This window comes from Pseudoalteromonas sp. RWi3, assembly GCF_054960735.1.
This window is the reverse complement of sequence record NZ_JBHNYL010000009.1, coordinates 143,276-163,111: the sequence shown is the minus strand read 5'-3', so window position 1 is coordinate 163,111 and position 19,836 is coordinate 143,276. Positions and strand designations below refer to the sequence as shown.

Genomic DNA, 19,836 nt, shown 5'->3' with positions numbered 1-19,836 from the left:
CCCGAGAATGGTTATGATGATAAGAAGTTGTTATTTCAATCTGTTATCAAATTCATTTTAGTGCAATAATTGTTTGGATTTTAATGTTAAATACTTAAATAATAAATACCTCGCTTTGGACTAAGGGATTGTAAAGTATGTACAGGACGTTGTTGTTTTTTTTCTTTTCAACCAGCATTTTTGCCAGTGATGTAAAAAATAGCATCGATCGCGTTTATCAAGGGTATACCACCAAGCCTGAGTCTGTGGCTGTATTAGCTTCACTTGAAGCTGGTATGCCATACAATGATGACTTAGACGATGCTAGGGTTATGGCGTTTAAGTGTCTCTTTTTTGATACCGATACGCTAGATAAGCGCCATGCATTTAAAGTGTTTTTAGCCGAGGCTAAGCAGGTTATAAGCTTTTCAGGAGATGCAGTGCTTTGGCAAGATCTTAGAGTATGTGAGGCCCACCAACTTTACAGCCAAGGCTTATATGAACGTGCAAAAATGATTTTGCAGCCAATCGCTGAAGTTACTTTAAATCCACAACTTGATAATAAATCACAAACCTCTGCTATTGGTTTTGCTAATCTTGTCTTGAACCGCGTTTATTTAGCGAAAGGCCAATACAAGTTGGCTTTTGATGCTGCACAAAAATCTTACCAAGCTTTCGAACTGGCTGAAAACTATTACGAACGAGCTTTATCTCTAAGAGAGATAGCGTCTATACATTTAGCTCTTTTTAACTATGATTTAGCGATTGAGCAGTTACTTCGTGCAAAGTCTGAGTTGGCAAAATTTAATGTGCAAGAACATTATAAAGTGACTGACGAAATTGCTTATGCGCATGAATTAAAAGGGGAAATTAGTAAAGCTATTGAGCTATATTTATTGATCTTTTCTGCGGTGCGTCAATATGAAGATGATGATGGTTTTGGTTACTTAGTAATAAAAGTTGCCCAGCTTTATACTCAGTTGAATGAGTTTGAAAAAGCACAGCAATATTTTAGTCAAGTACAAAAACTTGATATTACAAGTGATTGGATAACGCTTTTATATACATTGGCACGTGCTCAGTGGTTTTTAGCAACAGAGCAGATATCCAGTGCAGTTCGTGAAAATAATGTACTCGCTCAATTAGAGCAACAAAATTGGCCTGCAAGTTTTACAAAGCGATATTTGCAGTTTTACGCTACTTTAGCTATGCGACAAGGTGATTACCAAACACAAGCTAATGTACAAAAACAGTTGCTAACAATTGCAAATACCCAAGTGAATAATGTAGCTGATAGGGCGTTACTTTCTGAACGGTTAATGTTTAATTTAAATCAGCAAAACCGAGAAATAGCTCGACTCGAAGAAGTTGCTGATATTAAAGAAAAATTACTAGCTGTAGCTGTAGATAAGGCGCTTTGGCAGCGGCTAACTTTAGTCTTTGCTTGTGTGATACTTTTAATGTTGGCAGTGTATGCCTATAAGCAAGTTCAACATAAACAACATTACAAAGTATTGGCATTAAAAGATGAGTTAACCGGTGTTGCCAATCGCCGAGCTATTTTGGACATGAAGAAAAGAGCAATTAGTAAGAGCAAAAGTACAGGGATTGCTCATTCACTTATTTCTATTGATATTGATCACTTTAAAGTGGTTAATGACCAGTATGGACATGATATGGGTGACGAACTGATAAAGTCAGTGGTTAATGCACTTTTACAAGGTGTGCGCTCCTCAGATAAGGTTGGTAGGGTTGGCGGAGAAGAGTTTTTAATAGTACTTGAGCAACAATCACTGCAACATGCTTTAGAAGTCGCAGAAAGAATTAGAAGCTCTATTGAGCTACAAACTCATACGGTACAAAATATTAAAGCTACGGTGAGCATGGGGGTTGTGGAAGTTGCTCCAGATGAATCGCCTAAACAAGCTGCAAAACGTGCTGATGTTAATTTGTATACAGCAAAACGAAGTGGCAGAAATACGATTATTGGTTAAGGTGTTAAGGTGTTAAGGTGTTAAGGCGCTCATCGTACCTAATTTAAAATTAGGCTGATGCTCAGTGGGCTTTTTAGTTCCAACAGTTAAAACTAAGCTAAATGTAAAGGGAAATACAATGCAGTTAAAGTTTCTAGGTGTTAATACCAATAGCTTCTTGTTACTCGCTCTATTGTTTTCTGCTTTTAGTCATAGTAATACATTTACTGATGACTTGGTAAACGCCGCAAACGATAGAACACAACATAATGTACGTTACGATGGCGCCTATCATCGCATTGCTTACCCAAATGGTGATGTACCTGCGAATATTGGTGTGTGCACTGATGTAATTATTCGAAGTTACCGAGCTTTAGGGATTGATTTACAAAAGTTAGTGCATGAAGACATGCGCGATAACTTCTCTTCTTATCCTTCAAAAAGAATATGGGGCTTAACTAAACCCGATAGTAATATTGATCATCGCAGAGTGCCCAACTTACAAACTTTTTTTAAACGTCACGGTACAGTGCTAGCTATGACTAATGATGCTGATAGCTATAAAGCGGGTGATATTGTTACGTGGATGCTGCCTGGCAATTTGCCGCATATAGGTATCGTGGTAAATGAGCTCGCGGCAGATAACAAAACGCCGCTTATTGTGCATAACATCGGAGCCGGGCCACAACGAGAAGATGTGCTGTTTCGCTATAAAATCACCGGGCATTACCGGTATAAGCCAGCTGAACTATAAAGGAAATATTTAAAAATATGGATGAAAACGTAAAGCAAAAGTTTACGACTTACCCTGACAATATTGCACTTTTATTGCACGATATTCGAAATTTAATTTTTGGCGTTGCCGCACAAGATGGTATCACCGAACTTGAAGAAACCTTGAAATGGGGAGAGCCCAGTTATATCTCAAAATGTGGTTCAACAATCAGATTCGATTATAAAGATAAAGCACCGCAGCAGTTTTGTATTTACTTTAATTGTAAAACAAAACTAATCGATACATTTAAAGAACTATACGGCGATACCTTTATCTATCAAGGTAACCGTGCGTTGGTGTTTGAGCTTGATCAAGCATTGCCGAACAAGGAACTTGCCCATTGTATCTCTTTGGCACTGCGCTACAAAAAAATAAAGCACCTGCCAATGCTAGGTGCTTAAATTTAATGGCTGATTAGCGCGGCGTAAAGCTGAGCCTACGTGAAGGACGACGGCTCAAACCTTTAACCACGCAAACTCGTGCTCACTCTTTTTACTTAGCCCTTGCAGCGCGTGCAGCGTGAAGTTTTTTGTAGCTGTCGATTAAACGCTGATGACGCTCTAATCCTTCAAGCTGCATATTGGTAGGCGTTAAGCCATAAAACAATACATCGCCATTGATTGAACCTACCACGGCATCCATCACTTCTTGTCCAAACATGCGGGTAAAGCTGTGAATGTAGTCTTCAATTTCAAGTTCATCATTTAAGGCAACTTCAAGTGTGGCGTGCATTGCTTGGTAAAACAAGCCGCGTTCAACGGTGTTATCGTTAAATTGTAAAAAGGTTTCAACCAATTCCATCGTCGCTTCTAAATCACCTAATGCCAAGTAAATAAGTAATTTAAGCTCAAGAATTGTTAGTTGGCCCCAAACTGTGTTTTCATCAAACTCAACACCAATTAGAGTGATAATATCAGTGTAGTTATCAAGCTGGCTTTCTTCTAAGCGCTCGACTAAATCGGCAAGTTGGTCTTCATCTAAACTGTGCAGGTTTAAAATGTCTTCACGGTATTTAAGGGCTTTGTTGGTGTTATCCCAAATTAAATCTTCAACAGGGTAAACTTCTGAGTAATCAGGCACTAAAATACGACATGCGGTGCCTAAGTCTGAAAACTCAGCTATGTAGGCTTCTTTACCTAAATCTTTTAAGATGCCGAACAGGCTGGCCGTTTCTTCTTCATTGGTGCCCGAAAAGTCCCACTCTACAAAGTCATAATCATGTTTTGCACTGAAAAAGCGCCATGAAATTTTACCGGTTGAATCAATAAAGTGCTCAACAAAGTTTTCAGGTTCTGAGACAGCCATGCTGTTGAAAGTTGGTTTTGGTACGTCATTTAAGCCTTCAAAACTGCGACCTTGTAATAGTTCTGTTAAGCTGCGCTCTAGGGCAACTTCAAAACTAGGGTGTGCACCAAATGAGGCAAAAACACCGCCGGTTTTTGGATTCATTAATGTCACGCACATCACAGGAAATTGGCCGCCAAGGGAGGCGTCTTTAACAACGACTGGAAAGCCTTGCTCTTCTAAACCTTTAATACCGGCAACAATACCTGGGTATTTAGCAAGCACGTCTTCTGGTACGTCAGGTAGTACGATTTCTTGTTCGATAATTTGGCGTTTAACAGCACGCTCAAAAATCTCAGATAAACATTGTACTTTTGCCTCAGCAAAGTTATTACCGGCGCTCATACCATTACTTAAGAATAAGTTTTCAATTAAGTTTGATGGAAAATACACGGTTTCGCCGTCAGATTGGCGCACATACGGGATAGAGCAAATACCGCGTTCAACATTACCTGAGTTTGTGTCGATTAGGTGTGAGCCACACAACTCATCTTCAGGGTTATAAATGCTCAGCGTGTAGTTGTCTAAAATGCCCTCAGGCAATGAATCATCGTCAGTAAGGGCAAACCATTTTTCATTCGGGTAATGAACAAATTCGCTGTTGGCAATTTCTTCACCAAGGAATTGATCATTATAGAAAAAGTTACAGTTTAAACGCTCAATAAATTCGCCAAGGGCAGAGCATAATGCGCTTTCTTTAGTTGCGCCTTTACCATTGGTAAAGCACATTGGAGAGGCAGCATCACGAATATGTAATGACCACACGTTTGGTACAATATTGCGCCACGATGAAATTTCAATCTTCATGCCCAAATCGGCTAAAATCGCGGTCATATCAGCGATGGTTTGCTCAAGCGGTAAGTCTTTTCCAAGAATAAAGGTGTTTTCGCTGCCCTCAGGCTTTGTCATTAACATAGCCTCTGCGTCGTTATCGAGGCTTTCTACCGCGTCAATTTTAAACTCAGGCTTGGTTTGAATAACACGTTTTACTGTACAGCGATCGACTGAGCGCAGGATACCGGTGCGATCTTTTTCAGAAATGCTTTCAGGCAGTTCAACCTGAATTTGAAAAATTTGGTTATAACGATCTTCTGGATCAACAATGTTATTTTGCGCAACGCGAATACCGTCGGTCGAGATATCACGCGCATTACAATACACTTTTATAAAATACGCAGCACATAAAGCTGAGGAGGCCAGGAAGTAGTCAAAAGGGCTTGGCGCAGAGCCGTCGCCTTTGTAACGGATTGGTTGATCTGCAATGACTGAGAAATCGTCGAACTTAGCTTCTAATCTAAGGTTATCGAGAAAATTAACTTTAATTTCCATTGAGTTGGTCCACCTTCGTGCGCACTTTTTTAGTTAGCTTTACTTTGTTTTAGCCACACTAAATCAGTGTATTTTCATTAATTGGTAATTATCCGCTTTTTAAGGCCTCACATACAAGTAATAGTCTTAGGTTAAATAAAATAAATACGGGTAACGATCCCGCGCAATCAAAGTTTAGTACGTCTATTTTTGTGAAAAACGCGATAAATATTTAGAGGTTTATAGGAAAAATAGAGTATTTGAGTCAGAGGATATACAGTGATGAGCTTACAGTGTCAGACTTTATAGTGGCGTGTATTTGTGCCTATCATACTTATTTTTGAAATAATCTGTTGGATTAATGAGCAATATTTTGATGTTGGTCTAGTTTTAATTATGCATATTGCAAAATACTCATATCATAAGGTAACGCAAATGATGAAAAAGCTGTATTGGTTATTAACTGTAAATTGTTTACTGTTTACGGGGGTTTCTTACGGCGAGATTAATTTCTCAGGCTTTAGCAGTATTAATGCTGGTAAAGTTTTATCCGGAAGTGGTGTCCCGCAATACGATATACCTCCTACCTTTTTAGCTGATTATCCGATTGTTTCAGCGTATGACGAAGATGTTTCATTTAAACCTGAGAGCTTATTTGGGTTACAGGTAAGTGCAGATTTAGCTGATGGTTTGTCTATGACAGGGCAAATAGTTGCACGGGGCGCTAATGATTTTGATGCATCAATCGAGTGGGCTTATTTATCCTATGAGCTTAATGACAATTGGACAATTCAAGCAGGAAAGAAACGCTTACCTCTATTTTATTATTCTGATTTCTATGACGTAGGTTACGCCTATGTATGGATGCGCCCACCTGCAGATAATTACACCTGGCAAATCTTTAATTACAATGGTGTGAACGCCTTATACAGCGGAGAAATCGGTGACTGGTCTGTGATGGGAAATCTTTACTATGGAGAAGAAGACGATAAAGATAATAAATTACTCAGCGAGTTTTTCTTTAAAGAGCCAACACGTGAGATTTGGCGTGACATGCTTGGCGCAGTGCTGCAACTAAATAAAGAGTGGTTTGAAGTACGGCTCACTCACATGACTTATAAAAATGAACGGTATCGCAGTGGTGAACGTGTGCTATTTGATGGTGAAACGAGCCGAACTGGTAAGTTTTATGGCGTGGCTGTTAATTTAGATTTTGACAACATATTTGTTTTAACAGAATTAAATCGCTTAGACTTAAATGGCAATCTCGATACCTCAATGATCACACTAGGTTATCGCTTTGATGCTGTAACACCTTATGTTTCATATTCTCAATTTAAAGAAGATTCGCAAGATGGTGAGCAGCATAATACTACGTCACTTGGAGTACGTTGGGACTTTCATTCATCGGCAGCGTTTAAAGTGCAATTTGATAAAGTGAACGATGAATCATTTGACCTTGCTGTAGCAGGTGATAGTGAATCAATCTCACTTGGCATTGACTTGGTATTTTAAGGAATACGTTATGATAGTGTTTAAAAAATTACTCTTACCACTTTTATTACTGGGTTGTTATTCAGTAAATGCAGAAGTTGTTGTTATTGTTCACCCATCTAATAGTAGTAGTTTTGATCAATCAGAAATCTCTAAGTTTTTTTTAGGTAAAGCAAAATCGTTTTCTGATGGGAATCAAGCTGTTCCAATTAACCAAGAAGATAATTCCACAGTACGTAAAGAGTTTGATAGTAACGTGTTATCTAAATCTGGAAGCCAGCTCAAAGCGTATTGGTCAAAACTTATTTTTACGGGCAAGGGATCCCCGCCAAAAGAAGTGTCAAATGATGCAGATGTAATCGATTTAATCAGTAAAAACCCCAGCATGATTGGCTACATTGATGCTGCATCACTCAACGATACTGTTAAGTCGGTGGGTAAGTTCTGACCCTATATGTGAGTATAAAAAGTCGATTACATTTAAACCGTCATCGACTTTTTAATGTCTGCGCTATGATGTTATTTGTGACTAAAATTGTGGTTTATTGGTTTGCTATATCATCAAGCAGATTCATAACACGCTCACTGGCTGCTTCCATTAAGTTAATATGCTTGATTGCATTTGCTTTTTCACCGCTATGAATAAGCACGAGTGCTTCAACGCCGTTGCGATGTACTTCTTTATGCGGTTCTTCCAATTGTTTAAATGCATTAAGCTGCTTAAACTCTTGTGCTTCTTCAGAATTGTACCATTGGCCCAAGCGGCACATTGTATGGTTACTAAAATCGTCAATCGACTTATTTAAAGTGCCATTAGCAACCGCATATACTTCGCCTTTCCATACGATATGGTCAAGTTTTACGGTTTGAATAAATGAACGTATAGCAGCATTAGTTATGGTGTTTTTCATACTTGAGCAATGATCAATGATGGTGCCGTAATCATTATTTAATGCCCCAAAGTTACTTGAAAGCTGCGAGTTGTTGTCTTGAATTGTTGAAACGGAGTTAACGGTTTCACTTGTTTTACTAATAATGCCTTTAACAAGCTCAGAGACTTCTTGCGCAGATTTATTGGTGTTAGTGGCCAATGTTCTTACTTCATCGGCAACAACACTAAACCCTCTGCCAGCCTCACCCGCTCTTGCTGCCTCAATAGCGGCATTTAATGCCAATAAGTTTGTTTGATCAGAAATTTTAGAAATGGTGATTACAAAGTTATTAATGCTATCAGCCATAGTCGACAGCCCAGAGATACTCTGTGTCATGCTGCCCATTTTAGTGGTCATTTGATCCATTTCTTGGATGATTTGTTGAAGCGATTTACTCGAAGTCTCTAGAAGGTCGCTGATTTGATAGCTCACCTTACTTTCTTCATCAATGGTTGTGTATGACTCTAAAACTGTCTGCCTTATGCCCTCAATTTGGTTGATACATTCAATTGTACTTTGTAGTAAGCTTGCATTAAATTGTTGTTCTTCGTCTGATGACTGCTGATTTAACTGAGCGTGCAATTGTTCATTTTCGATGGTGATTGCTTGATTGTCGGCTTTTAATAACTCAATTTCTTTTAAAAGCGCCTCACATTGGTTTTGTGATGCTAAATAGGTTTTACTTGAGACGAACATGAACATTTCCTGTAATTGAGGATCCAAAGATGACCCGAACAATAAAATTAGCTTAGATTTAGACGAAGTACAATCATATTAATACATTAGGTTAACTTTATCTTAAATTTAATTCGTTAAATTTTCTTATTTTGTGAATGGCAATAAGTAACTAATCTGTTCATCCACATACATAGTTAGGTTATTGCAGCGAATTATTGCACTTTTTATCGAGTTTATTTTTGACTTGCATCAACATGCTCTTAGGTGGCTTGCCAAACGCGCTTTTAAATAATCGGCTGAAATGACTCGGGCTTGCAAAGCCAAGTTCGTAACAAATCTGACTAACCGACTTACCCTGTTGTAATTGTGAGTGTGCAAGTTTAAGCCTTAATTGCTGTTGCCATTGGGCAGGGCTTTGGCCAAAAGCAAGTTTAAACTGTTGATAAAATTTACTGCGGCTCATGCAGGCTATTTTACATAGTTCATCAATATCAAGTTGGTGACTTAGGTTGTGTTCAATATGCCTTAAAACGTCTGTAAAACCACAATCAATGATTGGTTTTTGGCTATTTGCCAATAATAAATCGCGGCTTTGTTGTTGTAATAGGCGAGTAATTAATTCATTAATGCTCAATTCAATCAAGTATTTGCGGTCTTGCTCATTCTCGCTAAATAAACCCACCATGCGTTCTAATAAGCTCTGCGTGTTTTGATTGTGTTCAGTGTGAACAAGTTGCGGGGTATATTGAAAGAAATCATCCTTGCTTATTTGTTGTTGTATATTCAACGCATCTGCTACTTGGCTTATTTTCTCTCTACTAATCTCAATGGCTAAGCACGTTGTTGGTTGTGCCATTGACGCTTCAGGAAAGTCAATCAATACCCCTTGCTCAGGGGCAAGCACAAATGATTGTTGGGGCAAAAATGCGTGGTGATAGTCACTGTCGTTTACATGCATTATTTTTTTTCCAGTGATCATGCCGCAGAATAATAATTCACTGGAGTGTAATGCTACTTTTTGTGCATTTTTATATGTGTCATAGATACTTAGGTGTGCACTGTCAGAGGCAAAAGTGAGCTTGTTTTCAATGAGTACATCAACCGCTTTACGTTGCTTTGTTAGCTTTTCATTCATTAAGTAGGCTGTCATCATAATCCCTTTTTAAGTTTGGACACACAGGCACGTTTTCTGGACAGGCAATCAAGTTTGTATGCTTTATATACGCTAATGTCAATAAATGGCAGATAAACAATTAATAATTACCTCGCCATATTGAGCCTTATTAGGCAACTATTGAGCAACAACTGATCAAAGGACACACAATGATTTACGCAAATCCTGGCGCAGAAGGCGCACTCATTAATTTTAAATCGCAATACGGTAATTTTATTGGTGGGCAATGGGTTGAGCCTGTAAATGGCCAATACTTTGACAACATAAGCCCTGTAAACGGCGAGGTGTTTTGTAAAATTCCACGCTCAGATAAAGCAGATATAGAACTGGCGCTCGACAAAGCGCATGAAGCCAAAACTGCTTGGGGCGTAACTTCTGTTACTGATCGCAGTAACATCTTACTTAAAATAGCGGATCGAATTGAGCAAAATTTAGAGTTATTGGCTGTTGCTGAAACATGGGATAACGGCAAAGCGATTCGTGAAACGTTAGCGGCTGACATTCCACTTGCTGCTGATCACTTTCGCTACTTTGCGGGCTGTTTACGTGCTCAAGAGGGCTCTATTGGAGAAATAGACGAAACCACTGTTGCGTATCATTTTCATGAACCACTGGGTGTAGTTGGGCAAATAATCCCATGGAACTTCCCAATTTTAATGGCGGCATGGAAATTAGCCCCAGCGCTTGCTGCGGGTAATTGTGTTGTGCTTAAACCGGCAGAGCAAACCCCAGTCTCCATCTTAGTGTTGATGGAAATTATCGGTGACTTACTACCTGCGGGTGTATTAAATGTTGTTAATGGCTTTGGTAAAGAAGCTGGTGAAGCACTCGCAACAAACACTCGTATCGCAAAAATTGCCTTCACAGGCTCGACTCCTGTTGGCTCACATATTTTAAAGTGCGCCGCAGATAACATTATTCCATCGACAGTTGAGCTGGGGGGCAAATCGCCCAATATTTTCTTTAATGATGTAATGGACAAAGATGATTCATTTTTAAGTAAAGCTATTGAAGGAGCTGTGCTTGCTTACTTTAATCAAGGTGAGGTGTGTACTTGTCCATCACGTTTGTTTATTCAAGAAGATATTTACGAGCAGTTTATTGAGCGTATTTTAGCGCGCACACTGCAGATAAAACGTGGCAACCCACTTGATAGTGAAACCATGGTAGGGGCGCAAGCATCTCAAGCACAATTTGATAAAATACTTAGTTACATTGAAATTGGTAAAAAAGAAGGGGCAGAAGTTCTCACAGGCGGCAATATTGAACAGTTAAGTGAAGAGCTAAACGGTGGTTATTATATTCAGCCTACTTTACTTAAAGGCACGAACGATATGCGGGTATTCCAAGAAGAAATTTTTGGCCCGGTTATTTCTATGTCGACTTTTAAAGATGAAGCCGAAGCACTTGAGCTTGCTAACAGCTCAGAGTTTGGCTTAGGTGCAGGCGTATGGAGCCGTAACATGAACCGTGCCTATCACTTTGGCCGTAAAATAGAGGCAGGCCGGGTGTGGACCAACTGTTACCATATGTACCCAGCGCATGCCGCATTTGGTGGTTATAAGAAATCAGGTATTGGTCGCGAAACCCACAAACTCGCTCTTGAGCATTACCAACAGACCAAAAACTTATTAGTAAGTTATAGCGAAGATCCACTTGGCTTTTTTTAACTACTAGGCATTCCTCAGTACATAAAGTAATGTCAAGCGCTGTATTTTTGCAGCGCTTTTTTTATTCAAAGCAATGGCTTTCAGCTCATATAAAAGCGAATTTTTTCATAGCCTCTTTATATTTAACTATAATTTTAATTATCTTGAGTCTCAATTTTATCTAGCATTAGTAAAATTATTAACACGGGGCGAATCCTGTGTTTTTGGCGGTGTATGTTCGGAGTTAGCTGATCATTACAATTTGAGAAAGAATGGCTTACGATTAGCTTTTATATTTAGCAGTTTTTTTAGTTATTCCCGTATTGTTATACGTTGTTTTATGGCTTATTTTACCTTGTTATCCGTCAACACAGGCTATGGCGAGGCATTTAAGGCACAAAGCACTGCATTATAAAAACAGCGCAGATTAGCACTCGTTTTTTAATAGGGAGAGTTGCTTTGTAAATCCAGTACGTTTAGTTTTGTCACTATTAATTTGTGGTTGTGCTGTTTAAAAACGCGATATTGAGTTAATTCAAGGAAATTAAATGCAAAAAGGACTGACAGGGGTGTTTGATGTTGACTCAGTAATAAAAACACTTGTTTTGTGTTTGCTGACGATTGGCGTATACCTGATCTACAAACTATATACTTTTTCTAACCAAATAAATAAACATACAGAGTATAAAATACCCACGTTATTTATTGTAACAGCGAGTGTGCTATTTGTTGTTTCATTGGGTAGCTTAATCTATGGGCTTACTAATTTTCATGACTCTAGCGTTTTAAGAAGCTCTATTGGCTTGCATGTGGTATCAAGTATTTTTGATGTGACTTGGATAGTCATGGTACGCAACCGTATTAATTTAATGACTAAGGCTAAAAAGGGTGACACACTTTGGTTAAATTCGTTAAGTACCTCGCTATTTCATGTGATTTATATGCAGTATAAAATTAATCAGATAATGGTTAAAAACACATAGGAAACGTGTTTAAAATGCAGTCCAGTATTTTTTGTGGGAACCGACTTAATTTATTGATAAAAAGTCTTAAGCAAAATAGTAATTATCGAGAACATGGCTTTATGTGACTGAGGTTTAGCTCTCTATTAACCTGTATAAAACTTCAAGTTAGCTCGGAATAAATAGAAGGATTTAGATGAAAAACGTAATTAATTTGTGCTTTATGGGTTTGATAACACTTATTTCATTCAATAGCTTTTCGCAAAATGATGACTTTGTAAAATCAAGTTTCCCACGAACCGCAACACAGTGGCAAGCGCTCACAGAGCATGATATTAAATATGCCTATACGCAAACTGCTCAAAATCATCCGGGCATGTACGACAGTGAAAACCCAAACTTCCCCACGTTACTTGAAGACGCTAAAAAACAAGCTTTAACACTTGCTCAGCAAGTGACAACGCCTCAAGGGTACGAGGCTGCAATTGCCCGCTTTAATACGATTTTACAAGATGGGCATGCTGGGGCGGTCGCTGTTTTACCTGATGAGTTTAGATTACCAAAACGCTGGCCCGAGTTTTCGGCTGTATGGCGTGGTGATAGCTTAGAGGTGTATTACAGTGAACACCCTAAAGTAAGCAAAGGTGACAAAATAATACGTTGTAACGATACACAAATTAAAACCCTAATGCGCGAAACACTCTTTAATTTTCATGGTGAGGTTGACCAGCCCGGGCATTGGTGGAACCAAGGACGGCGTTTATTGATTGATGATGGCAATCCATTTTTGCCTAAATTAAAAAACTGTGACTTTGTCAACGCAAATGGTGCTATATACAGTGTGCAACTGAAGTGGCCTGTTCGTCCAAGGAGCGTGAGTAAGCATTTAAAGCACGCCTTCAATGGTGATGAGTTACCTATTGGCTTGGGTTGGCCAAGCGAAAATATAGCGTGGATTGCAATGCCAACCTTTAGCCCTAATGAGTTGCAAATAGCTGATTACCAAATATTGCTTGATGATCTTGCAAATCAACGAGGTAAATTACTCAATGCCAAAACGGTAGTTCTCGATCTTCGTCATAATCAAGGTGGCTCTTCTTTTTGGAGTTTAAAAGTTGCTGAGCAATTATGGGGAGAACGCATTGTAAACCAAAAAAGAGCGCATTATGGACGCAATACGCAAGTATGGTGGCGAGCGTCTAAAGAAAATACTCACTATGTTGAAGCTCTGAAAGTCCTGCTCAAAGATCAGCCTCAAATGTATGACATGGTTGATAAAGTATCTGCTGGTATGAAGGAATCGTTAGAAAAAGATGCGATATTTTATGTCGAGGAGAAGCCAGCTTTAGCACAAGAAGAAGTGGTGGCACAGAGTGATTTTAATAATAACGTTATCGTGATTGTGCCGGGGCAGTGTGCCAGTGCTTGTCTTGATGCAATTGATACATTCAAATTATTTCCAAATACAGTGTTATTAGGTGCACCCAGCAGTGCCGATTCAACATATATGGAAGTAAGACTTGTTGATACTCCATCGGGGCTAACTAAGGTGATTATTCCTAATAAAGTCTATGTGAATAGGCCCCGCGCAAAAGGTGCTTATTACAAGCCGGATATCCCTTTTAATGAACTTGAGTGGACAACGCAAGCGTTACTAGCACGAATAAAAACACTTTAGCTTCTCTCACTCAGCATAGTCATAATATCTGAGTGGGTAATCTCTCGGTATTTTGTATTTACTTAAAGGGCATCAGTAATAAGGTTATTAATGATGAACTCTTTTTGCTTGCGGGGTATTGGCTTAAGCCGACTTTCAATGTGGCGTCGGTTTCACTGGCATGCGGTTTATAACTTGCAAAGAGTTTATCCCACCAAATTACACTAAAGCCGTAGTTACTGTTGGTTTCATCAGGCTGCTGGCTGTGATGGATACGGTGTAGTTGCTGAGTGATTACTACAATCCGTAATACCTGCTCTAGTTTTTTGGGTAATCGTATATTGGCATGGTTAAACAGGGCAAAGCCGTTTAGTGCAATTTCAAATATAAGTACTGCAATCGCAGGTGCGCCCAGCGCTGTAACGGCAATTAGTTTAATTAAAATACTGAGCACAATTTCAAATGGGTGAAAGCGTAGCCCTGTACTGGCATCTATATGGCTGTCAGCATGGTGAACTTTGTGTAAACGCCATAGCATTGGTACTTGGTGGAATAGTCTGTGTTGCCAATATATAAGCATATCGAGTATTAATACACTCAGCAGAATAGTTAACCAAAGTGGTAGTTGAATTAAGTTAAAAAGTCCAACACCTTGCTCGGTATTGTAAATTGCTAATGCGGTTAAGCCGATGGGCACAGTTAAACGGGCAATCACAGATGATATAAACACTAAGCCAAAGTTTGCAAACCAACGGTGCTTAGCCGCAACCAAAGATTGGCGAGCAGGTTTTAACCCCTCAAGCAACATCATGATTGCTAAAATACTGATAAAAAAACCGAGACGCCAATAAAGCTCATTATTCATCTGTAATTGACTCTTGTTGTTTGAGTGTTACATAACCGCCATAAATACGAGTAACAATTGTAATAGCGCAGGCAAAGGCAAAAACGTAGGCCATAACGGCAAAGTGCTGAGGCCAAATACAAAAGGCAATAAATAGCGCAATGGTTTCTGTGCCTTCAGTCAGGCCATTTAAATAATAAAAGCTTTTATATTTAAATTGCGGTTTGTCTAACTTAAATTTTTCGGCGGCAATCGCAAAAGCTAAAAAACTTGAACCAGTGCCAATAAAAGAGGCCAATAAAATCGCACCAGCAATCGCATTTTGCGCAGGGTTGGCAAGTATAAACCCAAGCGGTATTGCAGCATAAAATAAAAAGTCTAAGGTAATATCTAAAAAGCCTCCCGCGCTTGAACTTTGCTGACTGTAGCGTGCTAAGGCGCCATCAAGGCCATCGAAAATGCGGTTAATTATTATTGCCCCAAGTGCTAAATGCCAAAGCTCAAAAGCAAGCAAGGGCACGGCTAATAGTCCGATTAAAAAACCGGTCACGGTAAGTGTATCGGCGGTGATACCGCGTTTATCAAATATGGCAACCACAGGTGTTAACAGTGGCTTAATAACGGGAGTAATGTATTTATCAAGCATGACTGTGTTCCTGTGTTCCGAGATTTACAATTTTACCCTGTGCGGCTTGGGCATCAACACAGTCGTGTGTAACCATGATTGCGGGGAGTTTGTGTTCACGTATTTGTTTAAACACCAGCTCTCGGGTTTCTTGGCGCAATTGGCTGTCTAACTTGCTAAAAGGCTCGTCTAGTAAAACTGCCTTAGGCTCACTTAATAACACCCTGAGTAATGCTACTCTTGCTTGTTGACCACCAGATAGACTTTCTGGTGCTCTGTTATGTAAACCTGTTAAGCCCACTTGCTCAAGAGCTGTAACTATTTTATCCATGCGTTGTGCTTTATTCCCTTGTGGCATGGCGAACGCAATATTTCCAGCTACAGATAAGTGCGGAAATAAAAGCGCGTCTTGATAAAGTAAGCCTAAATGACGCTGGTGGCTTGCAGTTGCTGTGATCTCTTGTTGGTTTAAATACAGCTTACCCTGCGCAGTAAATGCACTAGGAAGCATACCCGAAAGCCAATTTAACAACGTTGATTTACCACTGCCAGATGGGCCCATAATACTGAGAATCTCACCGCCTTGGACAGTCTCATTAAGTGTAATAAGTTGCTTACTCTGTTGCCAGATAGTGAGTTTTTCAATGACTAAACTATGCATGATTGGCCTTATATTGAAACTTGACGAGGTACTTTGGTATTGCCCAAGCCAAAATGAAAGCAAGGGCTGGTAATAGCATTTGCACTAATGCATACACAGAGCTCACACGCCGACTGGCTCCACTGGCAAGGGCCACCGCTTGCGTTGTTATTGTGTCAATACGCCCGCCACCGTTAAGAAGAGTGGGTAAATACTGACTAAAGCTAACAGCTAACCCGAGTGCAAATGCGACGCAAATTGGTCCCATTAGCATAGGTAGCTTGATACGCCAAAATATTTTTGCAGGTGTTGCGCCAAGGCTACTGGCTAATTGTGCATAGCGCGAGTCTAAACGCCGGTAGCCACTTGCTAAAGATAAATATACATACGGTATAACAAATATTAAATGGCTAAACATTACATTGAATAAAGCATGATGACTGTTTACTTGTTCTTGCAGCCAAACTAGGCCAAATAAAAACGCAATACTTGGGATAAGCAGTGGTAAATAAATCAGTATGCTAGCAAAACGCGACAACAGATGAGCCTGTTGTTGCTCAGCTTCAAGAGTAAATAAGGTAAATAAAGTGGCAATTAGCGTCGCTGCAAAACCAATTAATACTGTATTGAGTAACGGTGTTTGTATATTCACCAGCGCACTTTGCCAATGCATTACTACGAATTGTTCAGGTAAGGTATCAGGAAAACGCCAATACCCAGCAAATGACCAAAGTACGAGCCCTGCAAGTGATAGCATAGCACTGGCGATTAACAGGCATGTCAGGATATGCGTTATCCAAGTAATAATAGGGTCAATATAGCTGCGCTTGCCATTAATAAAGCTGTGTTGTGTTAAGTGTTTAATTAATGTTTCGAATAACCACCAGCTAACGAGTAAAGCCAAAGTTAAAAGTAGTTGGATCACAGCTCCTGCGGATGCTTTAATCCGCAATGTTAAATCAACATCATTAAACCAGTGCATAATTGCAACAGCAATTGTAGGCGGTGCATTTGGGCCTAATATGAGTGGGATTTCTACATTTGCACTAGCATAGGCTAGAACAGCTAATACAGGAAGTTTTAAATGAGGGTATAGATTGGGCAGCACGACTTTAAAAAAAGCAGTCAATGGACTGTAGCCTAAACTAAGAGCTACCTTATGGTGTGCACGTAATGTAGTGCCTAAATTTGCTTGTGAAAGCGCGGCTAATGCCATGAGTAATAAGAAGGGTAATTCTTTTAATGTCAGCCCTATAATCATACTTATTCCCCATGAGTCGTGGGGGAGTAACCAATCTGCAGGGCTTTGCCAACTAGTTAACCAAGGTGAAAATAGCCGTGAGATCATACCTGACGGCGTAATTAAAAAGGCAATAGCAATGGCTGCGGCTGCATGAGGGATAACTAATATAGGCCCTAACAATTGTTGAATACGACTCAGCCAAGGGCTGTTAAAGTAGCTTGCTATTATCAACACGGTCATAGTCAATGCTAAAAACGTACTGATGAATGCACTACGAATGCTTAATAACACCATTTCACTGAAACCCGCAGTTTCGAATAAACGGGTAAAACCACGTAGTGACAGGTGTACTTCATTAAGGGCAGGGATATAACCAAACGCAGGAAGTAAAACAGCGATTAGCCCACCAATAACAGGAACTACAAGAATTGCCATGAGAAGCTTAGGGCTAAATCGTATAACATTGATAAATATACTGTTCGCGCTAATCATTTACCTGCCTTTAGCGCACGCTTTTTGGCGCCGTAGCGCGCAAGCCACTGTTGATTAATATATGACACCCAGCTTGGGTGAGGCTCTGCAAGCGCTGGACTTAAGCCTTTTGAAACTAAACTACTCGGGTGCGGGTTAGGTTGTGCAAATAGCGTTTTTTGCTCAGTATTTAAAAGTGATAAATCAAGCACAGTACGGTCACCCCATATACTAGCTTGCTGCTTTTTGGCTTGCGCTTGTACGCTAAGCATAAAGTTAGCAAGCAATTTTGCACTGTCGCTGTGGCTGGCATTATAAGGAATGGCGACAAAGTGTATATTGCTTAAACTGCCATCGCGCATAGCGTAACTGCGAATGCTAGTAGGTAAGTCAAAGCGTTCAACGGCACTAGGTACCTCAGGCGCTGAAAATGTAAGTGCTAAACTCAGCTCTGTATCTCCCACTAAACGCCTAAGCGCGGTGCTGCTTGAAACAAAGTATTGCCCCTTTCGCCAAAGATTGGGGTGCAGGGTATCTAAGTATTGCCATAGCGCTGGCAACAAAAAGGCCGCACTTTGCTCAGTAGCAGGTTGATAAAGTAAGTGTTGCAACGACTCTGGTGTAAGGCTTATAAGCGCGTATTTTAAAAAACTTACACCAATAAAATCAGGGGGCTTTGGGTAAGTAAAGCGACCTTGATGTTGAGCACTCCATATTAGTAACTCAGCCAAACTATAAGGAGGGGCTGACATCGCTCTACTATCATAGTAAAAGGTTAAAGCAGCTTGCCCCCAGGGGGATTCCATACCTTGAGTTGGTACACCAAAATCAAGTGTAACAGCAGGGTTTTTATCCGGGTTTGTTAGGGCAAAGTTAGGCAGTGATTGTGCCCAATGAGGTGCTAATAAACCATGTTTTGCCATGGCTGCAAAGTTAGCGCCGTTGATCCAAATTAGGTCAACTTTTCCTTCATCGTGATTACCTGCTGACTTTTCAGTTAACACACGGCTTACAGCTTCGCTGGTGTCGGTAAGTTTTATATGATGTAGTTCAATATTGTAGCGCTGCTTAACCTGCTCACCAAGCCATTGTATATAAGTATTTATTTGTGGGTCGCCACCCCAAGCATGAAAATAAACAGGCTTGTTACTGCCATTGTTAACTATGGTTTGCCAAGTAGTGTTATGCTCTTTTGCAACACTGAAAAGGGGAGCTGTCAGCAATAAAATCAGGCCGCAAAGTATATTACCTATAACAATATGTGGTTGTTTATGGCGTATCATTCAATGCCCAGTTGTAATCTAAAAACTTAATTTTCACAGTGTTGTTTTTAATTTTGCGTTGTTCGGTTGGTGTTAAGTTTAGCGCATTTGAGTACAGTAGGGTAAATGCATTTAAGCTAGTTGCACCACCAAAACCTTGCTCAAAATCATCACGATACCATTTAAAAATTGATGACAAATAGAGTGTATCACCGGATATATAATTGCGTGTTTTATCAGCTAAAAAGAGCGTTGTTTGTTGCTCCAGCTGCATATCTAACTGCTCAGCACGATAAGCTTGCGCTCGTAGGGCAGGGCAACCAATGCTGGCACAGTTAACAGCAAAATGAATACGAGGCTCGTTATAATTTCCTTCACCACGAATTAATATGTGTTCTATGTTATCTAAACTACGAGTTTTGCCTAATAAAGGGATAAACTCTTTACGCCAAGGCGAACTAAAAAAACTACCTAGCTCTTTAATCGATTCGATATCTGGGTATTGGGTTAAAATAAATGTCACAGTCCATGCATTGTAAGCGTTAATCAAAAACGCTAACTGCTTTGATTTTGACCATGTGTTGAATTCATTCTGACTTACCTGTGAGAGAGTATCTAAGTAGCCCGTTAAAATTATTTGGTCAGCTTTAAACCCGCTGTAGTTAACTCCAGTACTGGTGCCTCCACTAATGCTTTTTACATGTTTGCTTAACAATTGGTCCCAAGGCTGATGAATTGAATCCGATTCATCAGCCTTTACAGTGGTGCTGGCTAAAAAAGCCAACAACACTGTAATCTTAAAAACAAAATAAAAGGCTAATTTCAT

At 39.7% G+C, this 19,836-nt stretch carries 18 protein-coding genes; 9 read left to right on the top strand and 9 right to left on the bottom strand.

The window, feature by feature from the left end; all coding sequences use genetic code 11:
• Positions 1–137: 137 nt before the first annotated feature.
• From ACFI4Z_RS13130 to ACFI4Z_RS13120, 3 genes are all read left to right on the top strand, one after another.
• Entirely contained in the window at positions 138–1,973 is a 1,836-nt protein-coding gene (locus tag ACFI4Z_RS13130) for a diguanylate cyclase (protein ID WP_462670983.1), read from the top strand.
• A gap of 118 nt (positions 1,974–2,091) precedes the next feature.
• Positions 2,092–2,706: a DUF1287 domain-containing protein gene (locus tag ACFI4Z_RS13125; protein WP_462670982.1), complete on the top strand. Its 615-nt coding sequence runs from the start codon at positions 2,092–2,094 to the stop codon at positions 2,704–2,706.
• 17 nt (positions 2,707–2,723) lie between these two features.
• Complete coding sequence (locus ACFI4Z_RS13120) at positions 2,724–3,128, top strand: DUF1801 domain-containing protein (protein ID WP_462670981.1); 405 nt, start codon at positions 2,724–2,726, stop codon at positions 3,126–3,128.
• A 91-nt stretch (positions 3,129–3,219) separates the two neighbouring features.
• Here ACFI4Z_RS13120 and ACFI4Z_RS13115 read toward each other — a convergent pair whose 3' ends face one another.
• A complete protein-coding gene (locus ACFI4Z_RS13115) occupies positions 3,220–5,400 on the bottom strand; it encodes an OsmC domain/YcaO domain-containing protein (protein ID WP_462670980.1) in 2,181 nt (726 codons plus the stop codon).
• Between the two features lie 414 nt (positions 5,401–5,814).
• Between ACFI4Z_RS13115 and ACFI4Z_RS13110 the strand changes: the two genes are divergently transcribed.
• Positions 5,815–6,894, top strand: a complete 1,080-nt coding sequence (locus tag ACFI4Z_RS13110; protein WP_462670979.1) for a porin — start codon at positions 5,815–5,817, stop codon at positions 6,892–6,894.
• A gap of 10 nt (positions 6,895–6,904) precedes the next feature.
• On the top strand, positions 6,905–7,321 hold the full coding sequence (locus ACFI4Z_RS13105) for a type 2 periplasmic-binding domain-containing protein (protein ID WP_462670978.1): 417 nt from the start codon (positions 6,905–6,907) through the stop codon (positions 7,319–7,321).
• Between the two features lie 94 nt (positions 7,322–7,415).
• Here ACFI4Z_RS13105 and ACFI4Z_RS13100 read toward each other — a convergent pair whose 3' ends face one another.
• On the bottom strand, positions 7,416–8,501 hold the full coding sequence (locus tag ACFI4Z_RS13100; protein WP_462670977.1) for a methyl-accepting chemotaxis protein: 1,086 nt from the start codon (positions 8,499–8,501) through the stop codon (positions 7,416–7,418).
• A gap of 181 nt (positions 8,502–8,682) precedes the next feature.
• Positions 8,683–9,633, bottom strand: a complete 951-nt coding sequence (locus tag ACFI4Z_RS13095; protein ID WP_462670976.1) for an AraC family transcriptional regulator — start codon at positions 9,631–9,633, stop codon at positions 8,683–8,685.
• Positions 9,634–9,806: 173 nt separating this feature from the next.
• On the opposite strand from ACFI4Z_RS13095, the gene exaC reads away from it, so the two are divergent.
• The 4 genes from exaC to ACFI4Z_RS13075 all read left to right on the top strand — a co-directional run bounded on the left by exaC (position 9,807) and on the right by ACFI4Z_RS13075 (position 13,946).
• Entirely contained in the window at positions 9,807–11,327 is a 1,521-nt protein-coding gene (gene exaC / locus ACFI4Z_RS13090) for an acetaldehyde dehydrogenase ExaC (protein WP_462670975.1), read from the top strand.
• Between the two features lie 73 nt (positions 11,328–11,400).
• The gene (locus tag ACFI4Z_RS13085; RefSeq protein WP_462670974.1) at positions 11,401–11,721 is read left to right on the top strand and encodes a PspC domain-containing protein; all 321 of its coding nucleotides are present in this window, start codon (positions 11,401–11,403) and stop codon (positions 11,719–11,721) included.
• A 133-nt stretch (positions 11,722–11,854) separates the two neighbouring features.
• On the top strand, positions 11,855–12,289 hold the full coding sequence (locus tag ACFI4Z_RS13080; protein ID WP_462670973.1) for a hypothetical protein: 435 nt from the start codon (positions 11,855–11,857) through the stop codon (positions 12,287–12,289).
• A 175-nt stretch (positions 12,290–12,464) separates the two neighbouring features.
• On the top strand, positions 12,465–13,946 hold the full coding sequence (locus ACFI4Z_RS13075; RefSeq protein WP_462670972.1) for a S41 family peptidase: 1,482 nt from the start codon (positions 12,465–12,467) through the stop codon (positions 13,944–13,946).
• 58 nt (positions 13,947–14,004) lie between these two features.
• On the opposite strand, the gene ACFI4Z_RS13070 is transcribed toward ACFI4Z_RS13075, so the two are convergent.
• The 6 genes from ACFI4Z_RS13070 to ACFI4Z_RS13045 are packed head-to-tail and all read right to left on the bottom strand — an operon-like array spanning position 14,005 to position 19,836.
• Positions 14,005–14,790: a sterol desaturase family protein gene (locus tag ACFI4Z_RS13070; protein WP_462670971.1), complete on the bottom strand. Its 786-nt coding sequence runs from the start codon at positions 14,788–14,790 to the stop codon at positions 14,005–14,007.
• Positions 14,783–15,415, bottom strand: coding sequence for a CDP-alcohol phosphatidyltransferase family protein (locus tag ACFI4Z_RS13065; RefSeq protein ID WP_462670970.1), 633 nt, complete (start codon positions 15,413–15,415; stop codon positions 14,783–14,785). The genes ACFI4Z_RS13070 and ACFI4Z_RS13065 overlap by 8 nt, the downstream gene beginning before the upstream one ends.
• On the bottom strand, positions 15,408–16,058 hold the full coding sequence (locus tag ACFI4Z_RS13060) for an ATP-binding cassette domain-containing protein (RefSeq protein WP_462670987.1): 651 nt from the start codon (positions 16,056–16,058) through the stop codon (positions 15,408–15,410). Before ACFI4Z_RS13060 ends, ACFI4Z_RS13065 begins: the two co-directional genes overlap by 8 nt.
• A complete protein-coding gene (locus ACFI4Z_RS13055; RefSeq protein WP_462670969.1) occupies positions 16,048–17,769 on the bottom strand; it encodes an ABC transporter permease in 1,722 nt (573 codons plus the stop codon). Before ACFI4Z_RS13055 ends, ACFI4Z_RS13060 begins: the two co-directional genes overlap by 11 nt.
• Positions 17,766–19,031, bottom strand: coding sequence for an ABC transporter substrate-binding protein (locus tag ACFI4Z_RS13050; RefSeq protein WP_462670968.1), 1,266 nt, complete (start codon positions 19,029–19,031; stop codon positions 17,766–17,768). The genes ACFI4Z_RS13055 and ACFI4Z_RS13050 overlap by 4 nt, the downstream gene beginning before the upstream one ends.
• Positions 19,018–19,836 (bottom strand): DUF547 domain-containing protein, encoded by an 819-nt coding sequence (locus tag ACFI4Z_RS13045; RefSeq protein WP_462670967.1) that lies wholly within the window; start codon positions 19,834–19,836, stop codon positions 19,018–19,020. Before ACFI4Z_RS13045 ends, ACFI4Z_RS13050 begins: the two co-directional genes overlap by 14 nt.

Bases quoted from the DNA above. Each gene is read 5' to 3' on its own strand.
- ACFI4Z_RS13085 (WP_462670974.1), top strand. From the start codon at position 11,401: ATGGCTTTCAGCTCATATAAAAGCGAATTTTTTCATAGCCTCTTTATA.
- ACFI4Z_RS13045 (WP_462670967.1), bottom strand. From the start codon at position 19,836: ATGAAATTAGCCTTTTATTTTGTTTTTAAGATTACAGTGTTGTTGGCT.
- ACFI4Z_RS13095 (WP_462670976.1), bottom strand. From the start codon at position 9,633: ATGACAGCCTACTTAATGAATGAAAAGCTAACAAAGCAACGTAAAGCG.
- ACFI4Z_RS13125 (WP_462670982.1), top strand. From the start codon at position 2,092: ATGCAGTTAAAGTTTCTAGGTGTTAATACCAATAGCTTCTTGTTACTC.
- exaC (WP_462670975.1), top strand. From the start codon at position 9,807: ATGATTTACGCAAATCCTGGCGCAGAAGGCGCACTCATTAATTTTAAA.
- ACFI4Z_RS13115 (WP_462670980.1), bottom strand. From the start codon at position 5,400: ATGGAAATTAAAGTTAATTTTCTCGATAACCTTAGATTAGAAGCTAAG.
- ACFI4Z_RS13055 (WP_462670969.1), bottom strand. From the start codon at position 17,769: ATGATTAGCGCGAACAGTATATTTATCAATGTTATACGATTTAGCCCT.
- ACFI4Z_RS13080 (WP_462670973.1), top strand. From the start codon at position 11,855: ATGCAAAAAGGACTGACAGGGGTGTTTGATGTTGACTCAGTAATAAAA.
- ACFI4Z_RS13130 (WP_462670983.1), top strand. From the start codon at position 138: ATGTACAGGACGTTGTTGTTTTTTTTCTTTTCAACCAGCATTTTTGCC.
- ACFI4Z_RS13110 (WP_462670979.1), top strand. From the start codon at position 5,815: ATGATGAAAAAGCTGTATTGGTTATTAACTGTAAATTGTTTACTGTTT.
- ACFI4Z_RS13100 (WP_462670977.1), bottom strand. From the start codon at position 8,501: ATGTTCGTCTCAAGTAAAACCTATTTAGCATCACAAAACCAATGTGAG.
- ACFI4Z_RS13070 (WP_462670971.1), bottom strand. From the start codon at position 14,790: ATGAATAATGAGCTTTATTGGCGTCTCGGTTTTTTTATCAGTATTTTA.
- ACFI4Z_RS13105 (WP_462670978.1), top strand. From the start codon at position 6,905: ATGATAGTGTTTAAAAAATTACTCTTACCACTTTTATTACTGGGTTGT.
- ACFI4Z_RS13120 (WP_462670981.1), top strand. From the start codon at position 2,724: ATGGATGAAAACGTAAAGCAAAAGTTTACGACTTACCCTGACAATATT.
- ACFI4Z_RS13075 (WP_462670972.1), top strand. From the start codon at position 12,465: ATGAAAAACGTAATTAATTTGTGCTTTATGGGTTTGATAACACTTATT.
- ACFI4Z_RS13065 (WP_462670970.1), bottom strand. From the start codon at position 15,415: ATGCTTGATAAATACATTACTCCCGTTATTAAGCCACTGTTAACACCT.
- ACFI4Z_RS13050 (WP_462670968.1), bottom strand. From the start codon at position 19,031: ATGATACGCCATAAACAACCACATATTGTTATAGGTAATATACTTTGC.